The sequence below is a fragment of the Streptomyces thermolilacinus SPC6 genome (assembly GCF_000478605.2).
GTDB lineage: Bacteria > Actinomycetota > Actinomycetes > Streptomycetales > Streptomycetaceae > Streptomyces > Streptomyces thermolilacinus.
Map to the genome: position 1 here is coordinate 1,249,588 of NZ_ASHX02000001.1, position 17,087 is coordinate 1,266,674.

At 73.6% G+C, this 17,087-nt stretch carries 4 protein-coding genes and 1 pseudogene; 4 read left to right on the forward strand and 1 reads right to left on the reverse strand.

Annotation, left to right across the window (positions count from 1 at the left end; all coding sequences use genetic code 11):
• The first annotated feature begins 74 nt into the window (after positions 1–74).
• Positions 75–1,265, forward strand: a complete 1,191-nt coding sequence (locus J116_RS05225) for an acetyl-CoA C-acetyltransferase (RefSeq protein WP_023586034.1) — start codon at positions 75–77, stop codon at positions 1,263–1,265.
• Between the two features lie 142 nt (positions 1,266–1,407).
• Here the strand turns inward: J116_RS05225 and J116_RS05230 are convergent, their stop codons facing one another.
• Positions 1,408–2,880 (reverse strand): MFS transporter, encoded by a 1,473-nt coding sequence (locus J116_RS05230; RefSeq protein ID WP_079147665.1) that lies wholly within the window; start codon positions 2,878–2,880, stop codon positions 1,408–1,410.
• 813 nt (positions 2,881–3,693) lie between these two features.
• Between J116_RS05230 and J116_RS31195 the strand changes: the two are divergent.
• The 3 genes and pseudogenes from J116_RS31195 to J116_RS05240 form a co-directional block, all read left to right on the forward strand.
• Positions 3,694–4,311: pseudogene (locus J116_RS31195) on the forward strand (formyltransferase family protein); the annotation flags it as partial.
• A gap of 412 nt (positions 4,312–4,723) precedes the next feature.
• Positions 4,724–15,745 carry a type I polyketide synthase gene (locus tag J116_RS31200; protein WP_023586037.1) on the forward strand — a complete coding sequence of 3,674 codons (11,022 nt, stop codon included), beginning with the start codon at positions 4,724–4,726 and terminating at the stop codon, positions 15,743–15,745.
• Positions 15,742–17,085, forward strand: coding sequence for a hypothetical protein (locus J116_RS05240; RefSeq protein WP_023586038.1), 1,344 nt, complete (start codon positions 15,742–15,744; stop codon positions 17,083–17,085). Before J116_RS31200 ends, J116_RS05240 begins: the two co-directional genes overlap by 4 nt.
• Positions 17,086–17,087 lie beyond the last annotated feature (2 nt).

Here is a 17,087-nt window from a genome sequence, read left to right on the forward strand (position 1 = left end):
GCGCATTTCCCGGACCCAACTCGTGGGTAATGTGGCCGTGTTGTGGTTCACAACTTCTACCCACGGAGGACGTCTTGTCCGCATCCGTCATCCTGGCCGGCGCCCGCACCCCCACCGGTCGTCTGCTGGGAGCCCTGAAGGACTTCTCCGGCGTCCAGCTCGGGGCCATCGCGATCAAGTCGGCCCTGGAGAAGGCGGGGGTGGCGCCCGAGCAGGTGGAGTACACGATCATGGGGCAGGTGCTCACCGCGGGCGCCGGCCAGATCCCGGCCCGCCAGGCCGCGGTGGCCGCCGGCATCCCGATGAGCGTCCCGGCGCTGACCGTCAACAAGGTGTGCCTCTCCGGGATCGACGCCATCGCGCTGGCCGACCAGCTGATCAGGGCCGGGGAGTTCGACCTGGTCGTGGCGGGCGGTCAGGAGTCCATGTCGCAGGCTCCGCACGTGCTGCCCCGGTCGCGCGCGGGCTTCAAGGCCGGTGACGTGCCGCTGGTCGACCACATGCTCCACGATGGCCTGTTCTGCCCCTTCGACCAGCTGAGCATGGGCGCCGCGACCGAGAAGTACAACAGCCGCTACGCCGGGGTGACCCGGGAGAAGCAGGACGCCTTCGCCGCGGCCTCGCACCAGCGGGCGGCCGCCGCGGCCGCCGCCGGACGGTTCGCCGAGGAGATGGCGCCCGTCACGGTCCCGCGGCGCAAGGGCGACCCGCTGGTGCACGACACCGACGAGGGCGTACGCCCCGACACCACGCCGGAGATCCTGGCGAAGCTGCGCCCCGCGTACAGCCCCGACGGCACCATCACGGCGGGGACGGCGTCCCAGATCTCCGACGGCGCCGCCGCCGTGGTGGTGGCGAGCAAGGCCAAGGCCGAGGAGCTGGGCCTGCCCTGGATCGCCGAGATCGGCGCCCACGGCGTGGTGGCCGGGCCGGACGCGAGCCTCCACGAGCAGCCGTCCAACGCGATCAGGGCGGCGCTGGCCAAGGCGAAGCTGGAGCCGTCCGACCTGGACCTGGTGGAGATCAACGAGGCGTTCTCCGCCGTCGGCATCGTCTCCACCGAGCAGCTGGGCGTCAGCCCGGACATCGTGAACGTCGACGGCGGGGCGATCGCGCTCGGCCACCCGATCGGCGCGTCCGGCGCCCGGCTCGTCGTCCACCTCGCCTACGAGCTGCGCCGCCGCGGCGGCGGTCTCGGCGCGGCGGCGCTGTGCGGCGGCGGCGGACAGGGCGACGCCCTGCTGCTCCGCGTCCCGTCCGCCTGACGGCCGGACAGACTGCGCGTCCGGGGCCCGGACGACGCGCGACCGGGGCCCGGACGTACGACACGGCCCCCTGGGTACGGCAGCACGACGGCCGTGCCCAGGGGGCCGTGCCCAACCCGCGACCAGCCCGGCGGCCGGGGGCTCACCCGGTGGGCGTGCCCCCGTCCCGCGGCGTCCGCGCCACCACCGCGGCGGCCGTCCTCGCGGGCTTCGGCCGCAGCATGGTGAGCATCGCGCACACCACGGCCGCGCAGACGACGTTGACGGCCATGGCCGCGACGAACACGTGGTGGAAGGACGGGATGCCGCCGGGGGCGGGTCCCGACGCCATGATCGAGGCGAATCCGGCGACGCCGACCGCACCGCCGACCTGGCGCACCGTCAGCGTCATGCCGAGGCCGCCCGCGAACATGGGCGGCGGCACCGCCCCGGCCGCCAGCGAGGACAGGCAGGTGAGGGCGAGGCCGAGCCCGCCGCCGCCGAGGACCGCGGCCGGCAGCCAGCCGCCCAGGAAGTCGGGTGTGGGGCCGAAGAGGTCGGACGCCCAGATGGCATTGCTCCCGGCGAAGGACAGCGCGCCCAGGACCGCCACCTTCACCTGGGCCGCGGGCCGGGTGAGCCGTCCGGCGGCCAGCGAGCCGGCCATCGAGGAGACGGCGCCGATGCTCAGCGCACCGGCCGTCCGCGGGACCGACCAGTGCCAGATGTCGGCGGCGAACAGCGGCGCGGCCAGCATCCACACGAACATCGTCATGGTGAGCATGCCGAGGCCGAGGTTGGCGGTCCGGAACACCGGGTCGCGCCACAGCGGCACCTCCAGGGCGGGCGCCGCGTGCGTACGGGAGCGCAGCACGGCCACGGCGACGAGCGCGAGCCCGGCCAGCCCGAGCCCGATGGTGCGGGCATCCGCCCAGCCCCAGGCGTCCCCCTCGGTGAGCGCGCCCACCACCCCGCCGATGCCCAGCGCGAGCGCGACGCCGCCCACCGCGTCCGGCAGCCCGCCCCCGGTGCCGCGCGACCACCTCGCGGGCAGCAGCACCACGGCGGCGGCCAGCATCGCGCCGCACAGCGGGAGGTTGACGTAGAACACCGAGCGCCAGCCGAAGGCGTCCAGCAGCAGCCCGCCCGCGGCCGGTCCGACGACGGCGGAGAAGCCCGCCACAGCGGACCATGTGCCGACGGCCCGGGCGATGCGCTCGCGCGGTGTCGAGGCGAGGATCAGACCGAGCGCGGCGGGGATCATGCCGCCGGCCGCCGCGCCCTGCACGAACCGCGCGGCGATGAGCCACGCCACGGACGGCGCCACGGCGCAGCCGAGCGAGGCGGCGGTGAAGAGGGCCAGGGACCAGAGGAAGACGGTGCGCCTGCCGACGCTGTCGGCGATCCTCCCGGCGGGCGTGAGCACGGCCGCCAGCAGGATCGTGTAGCCGCTGAGGACCCATGTCACGGTGGTGAGCGGCGTACCCGGGAAGTCGTCCAGAAGGTCCGGGAAGGCGATGCTGACGATCGACAGGTCGAGGAAGGCCATGAAGCTCGCGCCGCTGCACAGCGCGAGCACACCGGCCGGGCCTGCCTCACGTCGCACGCGGGTGCGTCCAGCCGCTTTCTCGGGCATGGCGGTCTCCTCGGCTCGTGTGCGTCGTCAACTCGTCGGCGGTCGAACTCGCTGGTCGTGGAGGCCGGTTGGCAGGATGCGGCCGCAGCAAGTGTGCCCGCCGCCCCTGTCCGTGGCGAGGCCGGTCACCGAGCCGTACGTGTGATCACCATCACCCGTGATTCGCTCGAAGATCTTCGCCGTCATGCCTTGCGGTCGCTCTCGCGGCAGGCCAATGATGGTCGAGGCGCCCGGGAGGAACCGGCGCGACGGCGAGGGGGCCGTTACCGCCCCCTCCCCTGCGAGCGCACCCCCGCGGCCCGGTACGACCGCACGACCGCACGACCGCACCGGCATGACCGCACCGGCACGACAGCGTTTCCGCACGACAGCACTTGCGCACTTCGGCAGTTCAGCACCTGGCGTACTTGCAATCCTGACAGCGCGGACAACCCACGGAGCAGTCGCTGACATGACCGCCCATGGGACGGACGCCGCTCGATCTCGGGGGAATCGGCACGGGTGCACGGGGGGCCACCCCTGTGCGCGCGCTGTGATCCGGCACCTGTAGGCCCTCACAAGGGAAGCCTCGGATGCCCTGTGCCCCTGCCCGGGACGGGCGGCGCTCACCGGACGCGCCGCGGGCCATCACGGGGAGACACGGCTTTGGCTTCTTTGAGTTCCGTCCTGATCGGCAGCGGAAGCGTCCTCGCGCGCTGCGGCGAGATACTCGTGGCGAAGGGGCACCGTATCGCAGCCGTGGTGACCTCGGACGCCACCGCCCGGTCCTGGGCCGTCAAGGCGGGTGTTCCGCACCACGAACTCGCCGAGGCCGTGGCGCTCGCACCGGAGTTGTCCTGCGACCTCCTGCTGAGCGTCGGCAACTACGCGGTGGTGCCCGAGGCGCTGCTGGGCCGCGCCACGCGGGCCGCCGTCAACTACCACTACGGCCCGCTCCCCGAGTACGCGGGCCTGCACACGCCGTCCTGGGCCATCGCGGACGGGGCGCGGGAGTACGGCATCACCTGGCACCGCATGGCCGAGATGGTCGACGGCGGCGAGGTGCTGGCGCGCGTACCGGTCGCGATCGAGCCCGAGGACACCGCGCTGTCGCTGGGCCTGAAGTGCGACGAGGCGGCCGTGGCCAGCCTGGGCGGGCTGATCGACGCGATCGCGGAGGGCCGCGAGACCTCGACCCCGCAGGGCACCGCGACGCGCCGCTACTTCTCGCGGCACACGCAGTTCGCCGCCGAGGGCCTGATCGACTGGAGCCTGCCCGCCGAGCGCGTCGCCGCCCTGGTCCGGGCCACCGACTACGGCCCGTTCGCCAGCCCGCTGGTGTGGCCCAAGGTCACCGTCGACGGGCACTTCTACGCCGTGCGGGAAGCCCGCGTCCAGCCGGGGACCCGCGTCCCGGGCGACGCCGCCGCGCCCGGTACGGTCCTCTCCTGCGACGACGCGTCGGGCCTGCTGGTGGCCACGGGTGACGGAAGCGTCGCCCTGACCCGGCTGTGCACCCTGGAGGGCGAGGAGCGGACCGTCGGCGCCGTCGCGGCCGCCCACGGCATCCGGCCCGGCACGCTCCTGGACGTGCCCGGCGAGGACGCGGGCGCGCGTCTGACCGAGGCGGGCGGCCGGGCCTCCCCCCTACCGCCTCCCCTACCCGAAGCCCCTCCCGGACGCCGGAACGGAGAACGCCGGGGGCGGACAGCAGGCCGATCCCGTCCGCGTACGCTGCCACGTCCCCCTTCAGGACGGCGGCGAGGGCGGCCTGGACGCGGCCGCGTCGGCCGCCGCGCACCTCGCCGGAGCGCTGGGTGTCTTCCTGGGCCGGGCGAGCGGCCTGCGCGAGGTCCGCCTCGCCATGGCGGCCCCTCGCGACGGCGTCGACGCCGCGCACCGGGACCTGTTCGCCGCCTGGCTGCCCCTGCCGTGCCGCGTGGACGCGGACGCGACGGTCGCCGACAGCCTGCGGGCACTGCGGCGCGAGTTCACGCTCGGCCAGGAGCGGGGATGGCTCCGCCGCGACGCCGTCGGCCGGGACGAGGCGCTGCGTGAGCGCTGGAACAGCGGCGCGCTGACCCCGGACGTGCTGGTCTCCTGGGGCACCCGCGACACCGGCGGGCAGGGCGGCCACCGTCCGTGCCTGGAGCTCCACATCCGGCCCGGCGACGACGGCGACGCGCTCGTCACCTTCCACTACGACGCCACGCGCCTGCGGGCCCGCGACGTGGCCCGGCTGGCCGACCAGTTCGCCGCGTGGTGCCACCGCCTCCCCGCCGCCGCCGAGCGGCCCGTGGCCGCGGCCGATCTCCTCACCGCGGACGAACACGCCCTCCTGCTCTTGGAGTTCAACGACACGGGCTCCGCCGCCGGGCTTCCCGAACAGGGCCTGCACCGGCTTCTCGAGGAGGCCGCGCGCTCCCACGCCGAGGACACCGCCCTGGTCTGCGCGGACACCCGCCTCACCTACGCCGAACTCAACTCCCGCGCCAACCGGCTCGCCCGTACGCTGACCGGCCGCGGCGTGGGCCGCGGCGATCTGGTCGGCGTGGCCCTGGACCGCTCGATCGAGCTGGTCGTGGCCCTGCTGGCGGTCATGAAGACGGGCGCCGCCTATGTGCCCGTCGATCCCAGGTTCCCGGTGGAGCGCGTCCGCCAGATGATCGACGACGCCGACCCCCGGCTGATCGTCACCCCCGCCGCCGCGCCCGCCGCGCTCGCCGCGTGGGAGGACCGCTGCGTGAGCGTCGAGCCGGGCGGTGAGCCGGGCGACGACGGGGACCTGACGGTCGAGGTGGGCGCCGACGACCTCGCGTACGTCATCTACACCTCGGGCTCGACGGGCCGCCCCAAGGGTGTCGAGATCACCCACGGGGCGCTGGGCAACTTCCTGACCGCCATGCGCGGACGGCCGGGCTGCGACGCCGGCGACCGGCTCCTCGCCGTGACCACCGTGTCGTTCGACATCTCCGTGCTGGAGCTGTTCCTGCCGCTGCTGTGCGGCGCGACCACGGTCATCGCCCAGGCGCGGGAGACACAGGACGCCAAGGCCCTCGGCGGGCTCCTGGAGCGGCACGCGATCACGGTGATGCAGGGCACCCCCGCCACCTGGCAGCTGCTGCTGGACGGCGGCTGGCAGGGCACCCCCACGCTGCGGAAGATCCTCTGCGGTGGTGAGGCGCTGCCCCGAGGCCTGGCCGACCGGCTGCTCGCCGCCGGAGGCCCGGGCTCGGTGTGGAACATGTACGGCCCCACCGAGACCACCGTGTGGTCCACGGTCTGGCAGGTCACGGCCCGGGACGAGGAGGAGGGCATCCTCATCGGCGGCCCGGTCGACCGCACCCAGGTGTACGTCCTCGACGAGAACCTGTCGCCCGTACCGCTCGGCTTCCCCGGGGAGCTGTGCGTCGGCGGCGCGGGCGTGGCCCGCGGCTACCGCGGCGACCCGGAGCAGACCCGGGCCCGCTTCGCGGACAACCCCTTCCACCCCGGCACCCTCTACCGCACCGGCGACCTGGCCCGCTTCACCGAGCCCGGCAGGCTGACCCTGCTGGGGCGCACCGACCGCCAGGTCAAGCTGCGCGGCCACCGCATCGAACCGGCCGACGTCGAGGCGGCCATCGCCCGCCACGAGTCCGTCAGCCGCGCCGTGGTGGTCGGCCGGGACGAGCAGCTGGTCGCCTACTGCGTCCGTGACACGGACCCGGCCGGTGAACCGGCCCCGGCGGACCGGAGCACCGCCCTGGCCGAGTGGGCCGCCGCCTGGGACCGCGCCTACGAAGCCGAAGCCCCTGCCGCCTCCGGTGACGCCGACTCCGGTTCCGCCTCCGGTACCGCCGACTCCGGCGCCGAACCCGTCACCGCCGAGGCGCCGTTCAACCTGGCGGGCTGGCGCAACAGCTACGACGGCCTGCCCTTCTCGGACCGCGAGATGCGCGACTGGCAGCAGGCCTCCGTCCGGCGCATCCTCTCCCACGCGCCGGAGAACGTCTTCGAGATCGGCTCCGGCAGCGGCCTGATGCTGTTCGCCCTGGCCCCGCACTGCCGCACCTACCACGCCGTGGACGCCTCCGCCGCGGCCGTCGAGGTGACCCGGCGGCACCTGGCGTCCCTGCCGCACGTGACGTGCGAGCAGCGCGCCGCCCACGCGCTCCCCGACGTGGCCGAAGGCGCCTTCGACACCGTGATCATCAACTCGGTCGCCCAGTACTTCCCCGGCGTGGACTACCTGACCTCGGTGCTGGAGTGGGCGACCAGGGCGGTCACCCGGGGACGGGTGTTCCTCGGTGACGTCCGCGACCTGTCGCTCCTGGAGGTCTTCCACGCCGACGTGGCGCACTTCCGCGCGGACGCGGACGGCGGCGACGTCTCCGCCGACGAGCTGGCCCGCCGGGCCCGCCGCGGCATGCGCGCCGAGCGCGAACTGGTCCTCGACCGCGACTACTTCGCCGCCCTGTCGGCCCTGTTCCCGCAGATCACCCGCGTGGACGTCACCCTGCGCGACGGCCGCCACGTCAACGAGATGACGCGCTACCGCTACGACGTCACCCTGCACATCGGTCAGGACGCCCCGCCCGCCACACCGGCGGCCGAGAGGGACTGGCAGGCCGGCGGCCTCGACCCGGTGGCGCTCCGCGCCGAGCTGGACTCCGTCACCGACCGCCCGCTCCGCCTCAACGGCGTGCCCAACGGCCGCCTGCGCGAGGTGTCCGGCCGGGTCGCCGAGGCGCTCGGCGCCATGGGCGCGGACACCTCGTCGGTGCCGACGTCCTGGGTGGACCCCGTCGACCTCGCCGGCCTCGCCCGGGACGCGGGCCTGGAGCTGGCCCTGCTGCCCAGCCGCTCCGGCGGCACCTGGGAGTGCGACGCCCTGTTCTGGCGGCCCGGGCAGACCCCCGACCTGAGCCCGCGGCCCGCCGTGGCGGCGACGCGCGACGCCCTCGCCGCGTACGCCAACACGCCCGCGGCCGGCGAGCCGCCCAGGGCCCCGCTGCACCGGGTGCTGCGTCCCTGGCTGGCCGAGCGGCTGCCGGAGTACATGGTCCCGGCGTTCATCGTGGAGCTGGACGAGCTTCCGCTGACCCCGAACGGCAAGATCGACGAGAACGCCCTGCCGGACCCCGTGGTGGAGGCCGACACCGCCGCCAAGCCCGCCAACGAGCTGGAGCGGGACATCATGGCCGTCTGGTCGGAGGTCCTCGGCCACGACCGGATCGGCGTCAACGAGAACTTCTTCGACATCGGCGGCAACTCGCTGCGGCTCGTGCGGGTCCAGACCCGCCTGGAGGAGCTGCTCGGACGCCCCGTCCCGGGCGCCAAGCTGTTCGAGCACTTCACCGTCAAGGCGCTGGCCGCGTACCTGGCCGGGGAGACCCGGACCAGCCGGGAGGCCGTACCGGACCGCCGTCGCGCCGTCCACGACGAGCCCATCGCCATCATCGGCATGGCCTGCCGCCTCCCCGGCGGCGCCAACACCCCGGAGGAGTACTGGGACGTGCTGGAGCGCGGCGGGGACGGGATCGTCGAGGTCCCCAAGGACCGCTGGGACGCCGACGCCCTGTACAACCCGGACCCCGAGGTCCCCGGCACCTCGTACTGCAGCCGGGGCGGGTTCGTCTCCTCCCCCATCGACCTGTTCGACGCCCCGTTCTTCGGCATCTCCCCGCGCGAGGCCCGCTCGCTCGACCCCATGCAGCGCATGGTGCTGGAGACGACCTGGGAGGCGTTCGAGCGCGCCGGTTACACGATGGACCGGCTGCGCGGCAGCCAGACCGGCACGTTCGTCGGCGTCGGCAAGACGTCGGCGTACCACGAGTACGGCCTGACCATGGCCGGCGGTCTTCCCGACCTCGACGGCTATGTGGGCCCCGGCTCCGCGGGCGGCACCATGTCGGGCCGCGTGTCGTACGTGTTCGGTCTCGAGGGCCCGACCCTCACCCTGGACACCGCGTGCTCCTCGTCGCTGGTCACCACCCACCTGGCCGCCAACGCGCTGCGCAACGGCGAGTGCGACCTCGCGGTGTCGGCCGGTGTGAGCCTGATGCTCACCCCCGAGCTGCACGTCGAGTTCAGCCGCCTGCGCAACATGTCGCCGGACGGGCGCTGCCGGTCGTTCTCCGCCGACACGGAGGGCACCGGCTGGAGCGAGGGCTCCGCCGTGGTCGTCCTCAAGCGGCTGTCGGACGCCCAGCGCGACGGCGACCCGATCCTGGCCGTGCTGCGCGGCACCGCCGTCAACCACGACGGCCACAGCGCCAGCCTGACCACGCCCAGCGGGCCCGCCCAGCAGCGGGTCATCCGCGCCGCGCTGTCCGCGTCCGGGCTCCAGCCGGACGACATCGACTACCTGGAGGCGCACGGCACCGGCACCAAGCTGGGCGACCCGATCGAGGGCACCGCGCTCGCGGAGGTCTTCGGCGGAAGCCGCTCCGGCGACGAGCCGCTGTGGGTCGGTTCGGCCAAGTCGAACCTCGGCCACACCCAGGCCGCCGCCGGTCTGGCGGGCGTGATGAAGGTCGTCCTGGCCCTGCGCCACGAGACCCTTCCCCGGACCCTGCACGTCGCCGAGCCCACCCCCACGGTGGACTGGAAGGGCGCGGGCATGGAGCTGGTCCGGGAGCAGCGCCCGTGGCCCGCGAAGGACGTGCCGCGCCGCGCGGGCGTCAGCTCGTTCGGCATCGGCGGCACCAACGCCCATGTGATCGTCGAGGAGCCGCCGCGGCCCGCCGCGAAGGACGCCGACGAGGGCGCGGCGGCGGCGCCGCCCACGCTGCCGTTCGTCGTGTCCGGCTACACCGACGCCGCCCTGCGCGCCCAGGTGGAGAGCCTGCATCTGCACCTGGGCATGAACATCCAGGACCGCCTGGGCGACGTGGCCCGCTCCCTGGCCACCACCCGCACCCACTTCCGCCGCCGACTGGTGCTCCTGGCCAAGGACAAGGCGGAACTCCTCGACAAGCTGGCCTCCTTCGCCCGTACCGGGGAGGTGCCCGCGGAGTCGGCGCGCAGCGGCAACCACACCGACGAGCCCTGCCTCGCCCTGCTGTTCACCGGCCAGGGCAGCCAGCTTCCCGGCATGGGCAAGGACCTGTACGACGTGCACCCGGTCTTCCGGGAGGCCCTGGACGAGGTCGCCGCCCGGTTCACCGGTCTTCAGCGGCCGCTGCTGGAGGTGATGTGGGCCGACCCGGACAGCGAGGACGCGGCGCTGCTGCACCGCACCGACTTCACCCAGCCGGCCCTGTTCGCGCTCCAGGTGGCGCTGTGGCGGCTGTGGGACAGCTGGGGTGTACGTCCTGAGCTGCTGCTCGGGCACAGCATCGGCGAGCTGGCCGCCGCCCATGTGGCGGGGGTGTTCGACCTGGACGACGCCTGCCGGCTGGTCGCGGCCCGCGGCCGGCTGATGCAGGCGCTGCCCGCGCGCGGCGCCATGGTGTCGCTGGAGGCCGGTGGCGAGGAGGCGGAAGCCGCGATCGACGCGCTCGGGCTGCGCGGCAGGCTGGACGTCGCCGGGCTCAACACGCCGACGCAGACCGTCCTGTCCGGTGACACGGACGCCGTCGAGGCGGTCGCCGCGCACTTCGCGGAGCGGGGCCGCAAGGCCAAGCGGCTGACGGTGTCCCACGCCTTCCACTCGCACCACATGGACGGCATGCTCGACGGGTTCCGGGCCGTGGCGGAGACCGTACGCTTCCGCCCGGCGCGACTCCGCCTGGTCAGCAGCCTGACCGGTGAGCTCGCCGCGCCCGGCGAGCTGGAGCGGGCCGACTACTGGGTCCGCCAGGTGCGCCACGCGGTGCGCTTCGGCGACGGTGTGCGCAGCCTGCACCAGGAGGGCGCGAACACCTTCCTGGAGCTCGGCCCGCAGCCGGTGCTGTCCGGCCTGGGCGCGTCCTGCCTGGCCGACGAGGGGCCGGTGTCCTGGGTGCCGTCCTGCAAGCCGGGCGGGAACGGCGCCACGGTCGTCCAGCGGGCGCTGGCCGAACTGCACGTGCGGGGCGTCCCGGTCGACTGGGACGGCTACTTCGCGCCGTTCGGCGGCGGCCGGGTGGCCCTGCCCACGTACGCCTTCCAGCGGGAGCGGTTCTGGTTCGAGCCGCCGCTCTCCCGGGAGGTCGGCGCGGGTCTGAACCCCACCGGGCACGCGCTGCTCGGCGGCGGTGTGGAGATCGCCGGGACCGACCTGGCGCTGTTCACCAACGTGGTGGCGGCGGACCAGCCGGTGTGGGTGCAGGAGCACCGGGTGATGGACGCGGTCCTGATGCCTGGCACGGCGTTCTTCGAGGCCATGCGGGCGGCGGGCGACGCGGCCCACGACGGCGAGTGGGACCTGGCGGACGTGGTGATCGCCTCGCCGCTGGTGCTCACCCCCGGGGTGCCGGTACGGACGCAGGTCACCGTGGGCCCGGCGGTCGGCGACGCCCGTCCCGTCCAGGTGTACAGCGCGCCCGAGGGCGAGGACGGTTCCTGGCAGCTGCACGCCGAGGGCCGGATCAGGCCCGCGGAGGCCGCTGCCGGTACCCCGGTGGCGGTACCGCCGCGGGGCGCCGAGCCGCTCGACGCGTCCGCCCTCTACCGCGACCTGGACGCCCTCGGCTACGGCTACGGGCCGACCTTCCAGGGCATCAAGGAGGCCTGGCACGTCGGCGGGGAGGTGTGGGCGCGCGCCGCGCTGCCGGAGAGCGCGGAGCATTCCGCCGCCGGTCATGTGCTGCACCCGGCGCTGCTGGACTCGGCGATGCACTCGCTGCTTCTGACGCAGCGGCTCCAGAACCGGACCGGTGACGACCTGTTCGTGCCGTTCGAGGCCGAGCGCCTGTCGCTGCGGGTGAAGGGCCTGTCGGAGATCTGGGTGCGGGTCGCCGACTTCGAGCTGGGCGACGGCGAGTTCTGGGCGTCGCTCGACATCCACGACCGCGACGGCGCCCCGGTCGGCCGCCTGCACCGCCTCCACGCGCGGCGGGTGGACCGGGCGGTGCTGCGCCGCCTGGCCGCGGCCGGGGTCGACCGGTTCCAGTTCGATGTGAACTGGCGGCCCGCCGACACCGGCGGCGTCGAACTGGGCGGCTCCTGGGGCATGATGACCCCGGCCGGTGACGTGCCGTGGGCGCGGGAGGTCAAGACCCTCCTGACCCGGGCCGGCATCCAGGTGATCAAGGTGCGGGACCTGGAGGACGCGGAGGAGCTGGACGGCCTGGTGTGCCTGTGGGACTCCGACGCGGACGTCCCGGCCCAGGCCCACGCGTTCGCCGCGAAGGCGCTGGAGCAGCTCCAGGAAGCGGTCGGTACGGAGTTCCGCACCCCGCTGGTGTGGGTGACCCGCCACGCGGTGGGCACCGGCGCCGACGACATGGTCTCCGGCCTGGGCGCCGGACCGCTGTGGGGCCTGATGCGGACGGCCCGCAACGAGCACCCCGAGCTGAACCTGCGCCTGATCGACCTGGGCGACGAGCAGGCGGACCGCGAGGCCCTGCCCGCCGCGCTGATGCTGGAGACCGAGCCGGAGTGCGCCCTGCGCCACGGCGAGGTGCTGGTGCCGCAGCTGCTGCGGGCGGGTTCGGAGCGGGAGCTCCAGATCCCGGCCGACGGCCGCTGGCAGCTGGAGATCACCGCGAAGGGCCGGCTGGACGAGCCGCTGACGGTCAGGACGCCGCCGGAGCGGACGCTCGCGCCGGGCGAGATCCGCGCCGGGGTGAGGGCCGCCGGGGTGAACTTCCTGGATGTGCTCAACGCCCTGGGCATGGTGGAGATCCCGGCGTTCGGCCTGGAGTTCGCTGGTGTCGTCACCGAGGTCGGCGGCAGCGTCGAGCAGGTGAAGGTGGGTGACGCCGTGCTGGGCCTGGCCCGCGGCTCGTTCGCCTCCGAGGTCGTCACGGACGCGCGCCAGGTGGTGCGCATGCCGGATCACCTCTCCTTCGAGGAGGCCGCCACCCTCCCGATGACCTTCCTCACCGCCTGGTACGGGCTGCACGAGCTGGGTGGCCTGCGGGCGGGCGAGCGGGTGCTGATCCACGCCGCGGCCGGTGGCGTGGGCATGGCTGCGGTGCAGCTGGCGCGGCTGGCCGGTGCCGAGGTGTACGGCACTGCCAGCCCCTCCAAGTGGCCGGCGCTGCGGGAGCTCGGCCTGGACGACGCCCATCTGGCCTCGTCCCGTGACCTGGGCTTCGTCCAGCACTTCGGCAAGGACGCCGACGGCGAGCCGGGCAAGCCCTTCGACGTGGTGCTGAACTCCCTGGCCACCGAGTTCATCGACGCGAGCCTCGGCATGCTGGGCAGCGGCGGGCGGTTCCTGGAGATGGGCAAGATCGATGTGCGCGAGCAGTCCGCCATCGACCGGAGCCACCCGGGCGTCACGTACACCGTGTACAACCTGCCCGAGGCGGGACCGGACCTCACCCAGCGGATGCTGACGTCCATCGCCGAGCTGTTCGAGCAGCGCAAGCTGGCGCCGCTGCCGCTGCGGACCTTCCCCATGACCCACGCCTCCGACGGGCTGCGCTTCATCGCCCAGGCGCGGCACGTGGGCAAGGTGGTGCTGGTCCCGGCCCGGCAGCGCGAGTTCGTCCGGACGGACGGCGCGGTGCTCGTCACCGGTGGCGCGGGCGACCTCGGCCGCCGCGTGGCCACCTGGCTGGCCGGCACCCACGGCGTACGCGACCTGGTGCTGACGTCCCGGCGCGGCCCTCAGGCCCCCGGCGCGCAGGAGCTGGTGGAGGAGCTGGCCGCGCTGGGCGCCACCGCCACGCTGGTGGCGTGCGACGCGGCCGAGCGTGACGACGTCGCCGCGGTGCTGGGCCTGTTCGGCGAGGAGCGTCCGCTGCGCGGTGTGGTCCACGCGGCGGGTGTGCTCGACGACGGCGCGCTGACGGCGCTGACGCCGGAGCGGTTCGGCACGGTGCTGCGGCCCAAGGTGGACGGCCTGTGGCATCTGCACGAGCTGACGCGGGACATGGAGCTGGACCTCTTCATGATGTTCTCCTCCATCGCGAGCGTCATGGGCGCGCCGGGACAGGGCAACTACGCCGCCGCCAACGCCTTCCTGGACGCGCTCGCCCATCTGCGCCGCGCCGAGGGCCTGCCGGCCACGTCGGTGGCGTTCGGCCCCTGGGAGGGCGACGGCATGGCCGCCGGGCTCAGCGAGTTCGACCGGGCCCGCTTCGCGCAGCTCGGCCTGGACCGGCTGGCACCGGACGAGGGCCTGGAGCTGTTCGAGCTGGCCGTCAGGAGCGGCCGCGCGCTGACCATGGCCGCCGCGCTGGACCTGAACCGGGTGCAGCACTACTACGAGAACCGGGGCGGCATCCCGCCGCTGTTCCGGGCGCTGCTCAGCGGCAACGCCGGGGGGCGCTCCCGGACCGGCGGCGGCACGGACTTGCGGAAGCTGCTGGGCGAGGCGGCGCCGGAGGAGTACCCGGCCGTGGTGCTGGAGGTGGTACGCGAGGAGGTGGCGAAGACGCTGGGCTTCGCCTCGCCGGAGGCCGTGGACGTCGGCGTACCGCTCCAGGACATCGGCATCGACTCGCTGACGGCGGTGCTGATGCGCAACCAGCTGGCGGACCTGACCGGTCTCGCCCTGCCCGCGAAGATCGCCTTCGACCACCCCCACCTCGTCTCGCTGGCCGGCTTCCTGCTGGAGAAGCTGCTGGAGGCGGGCCTGGACGAGGCACCGAAGGCGGCCACCGGCGCGGCGGCCCCCGGGGCGGCCGAGGCCGACGCGGCGGGCGCGGACGTGTCCACGGCCCGGAAGGGCTGTCTCCACCCGGACCTGCGCTTCGACAACGCCACCGGGCCCCTGGTGCGTCCGGAGGCGGTCTTCGTGACCGGCGCCACCGGGTTCGTCGGCGCCTACCTGCTGCACGAGCTGCTCGCCTCCGAGGTGGTCGCCTACTGCCTGGTGCGGGCCGACGACGCCCGCCAGGCCATGGACCGCCTGGTCGCCGCCCTGGACGCCTACGGCCTGTGGAAGGAGGAGTTCGGGCCGCTGCTGAACCCGGTGGTGGGCGACCTGGCCCAGCCGCTGTTCGGCCTGGCCGAGGAGGACTTCGACGACCTGGCCGACCAGGTGGACGCCATCTGCCACTCCGGTGCCCTGGTGGACTGGATGCGGCCGCTGGAGGACTACATCGGCCCCAACGTGGTGGGCACGCACGAGGCACTGCGTCTGGCCTCGCGCGGCCGCGGCAAGGCGTTCCACTTCGTCTCCACGTTCGCCACGCTGCCCAAGTACCTGGGGTACGAGGTGAGCGAGGACGACCGGGAGTACGGCTATCTGACCTCGAAGTGGCAGGCGGAGCAGATGGTGGCCGCCGCCCGCTGGCGCGGCGCCAGGGCCTCGACGTACCGGCTGCCGTTCGTGGGCGCCTCGACCCGCACCGGGCACTTCCGGCTCGACCGGGGCGACTTCCTGCACAACCTGATCACCGGCGGTCTCCAGATGGGGAGCTTCCCGTCGCTGGCCGCCGACCTGACGACGGTGCTGCCGGTCGACTACCTGTGCCGGACCATCGCCGGGGCGATGACCGACGACCTGGAGCGCGTCGGCAGGGACTACGACTTCGTCAACTCCGGCGCCCCGGCCTTCGACCGCTTCTTCGAGATGGTCGGTGCCGCGGGCGGCGGGGCGGAGATCGTGCCCTTCGACGAGTGGCGGCGGCGGGCGCTGGAGTTCGCCGCCGGGCATCCGGCGAGCCCGCTGGCCCGGATCGCCGCCCTCGTGGACGGCCTCACGGCGGAGGGCCTGGCGGACATGTTCGCCGCGCTCCCCGTGGGGGGCGCCGTCTTCGGCGCGGAGGACTACCCCTCCCCGCCCGTCGACGAGGACTTCGTCCGCACGTATGTGGACCGCATCAGCACGACGGACCGAGCGGAGAACACGACGGCATGAGCGACGCGACCCAGGTGGCAGACGCGACGGTGGACGACGACGCCACGGTCACCGGCACCTACCAGAAGACCGGCACCTTCCTGCACTCCTCGGCGGCGGCGCACGCCGAGCAGCTGTCGCCGGTGCTGGACAAGTACCAGGTGGACAAGGAGGAGATGGAGTCCCGGCTGCCTCCGCGCCGAACGCTGAACACGAGCTGCTTCCAGCCGGAGGTGCTCCCCACGGAGGTCGTCCGGATGAACCTGGACGACGACCTGGCGGAGAACCTGGCGCGCCAGCTGCGCTGCCAGGCGGTGATCCAGGAGAGCTTCGCCGCCGCGTCGATCGGCAGCTACTTCCCGGTCTCCACGATGTTCGAGAACTGCGTGCTGTTCGTGCCCTCGGCGAAGCGCTTCTACGACCTGAACCAGGACATCGTCCACGAGCACTTCCCCGAGGTCGAGACCGCGGTGGTGAACGCCTTCATCGTGCCGGCGGAGAAGCGTCCGTACGGCACCCACGCGGCCAGCTCGATCGCCCTCCAGATCCCGTCGCTGGTGAAGAAGCGGCTCGGTTTCCCCACCGAGTACCGCAGCTTCCACACCGCGCTGACCCCGACGCCGCTGACCCGGCAGCCGTTCGTGATCTTCGAGGATGCGGAGGTGGAGGCCCCGAACCTCCCGTACGTCTACGAGAAGATGCTCGAGTGCGGCCTGGAGGGGGAGGAGAAGGACGCCGTGGACAAGGCGTTGTACCTCTTCCTGGAGGGGAAGCTGTCGGAGATCGACCTGCCCTCAGTGCGGGACTACCTCATGGCGATGTACTGGGCGAAGACGTACGCCGACAAGCCCTCCCCCGGCTACTACTGCGACAGCCGGGTGGGCGACGCGCTGGTCTTCGACAACTACCGGGCGCACGCCGACAGCACCCTGCCCCGGACCACCAAGGACCGTCTCACCATCGACCTGCGCTGCTTCAACAAGGTGCACTACCCGAAGGGCATGACCAGCGGCCTGGACTTCATCGTCGATCCGGACGAGCGGGCCTACCAGGTCAGGCGCAAGTGGGCGTCGATCGAGTTCCTGCTCGCCACGCTCGGCTACGAGAGCGTCGACGAGTTCCTGCGCCTGGTGTTCGGCGGGTCCAGGACGGTGGCGGACATCGACCCGTTCGGCCTGATGACCGACCTCCAGTTCGGCATCTACAACAAGTCCGAGTACCACCTGCTGGACCAGAACCTGGACGACCACTACGAGCGGGTGGAGGCCCTGTACGACCGCATCGCGAAGGAAGGGGAGTACGTCCTTCCGGAGCGGGCCCGGCAGTGCCTCGCCGCGCTCAGTGAGCAGCCCGGCCGCTGAGG

Bases quoted from the DNA above. Each gene is read 5' to 3' on its own strand.
- J116_RS05240 (WP_023586038.1), top strand. From the start codon at position 15,742: ATGAGCGACGCGACCCAGGTGGCAGACGCGACGGTGGACGACGACGCC.
- J116_RS31200 (WP_023586037.1), top strand. From the start codon at position 4,724: ATGGCGGCCCCTCGCGACGGCGTCGACGCCGCGCACCGGGACCTGTTC.
- J116_RS05230 (WP_079147665.1), bottom strand. From the start codon at position 2,880: ATGCCCGAGAAAGCGGCTGGACGCACCCGCGTGCGACGTGAGGCAGGC.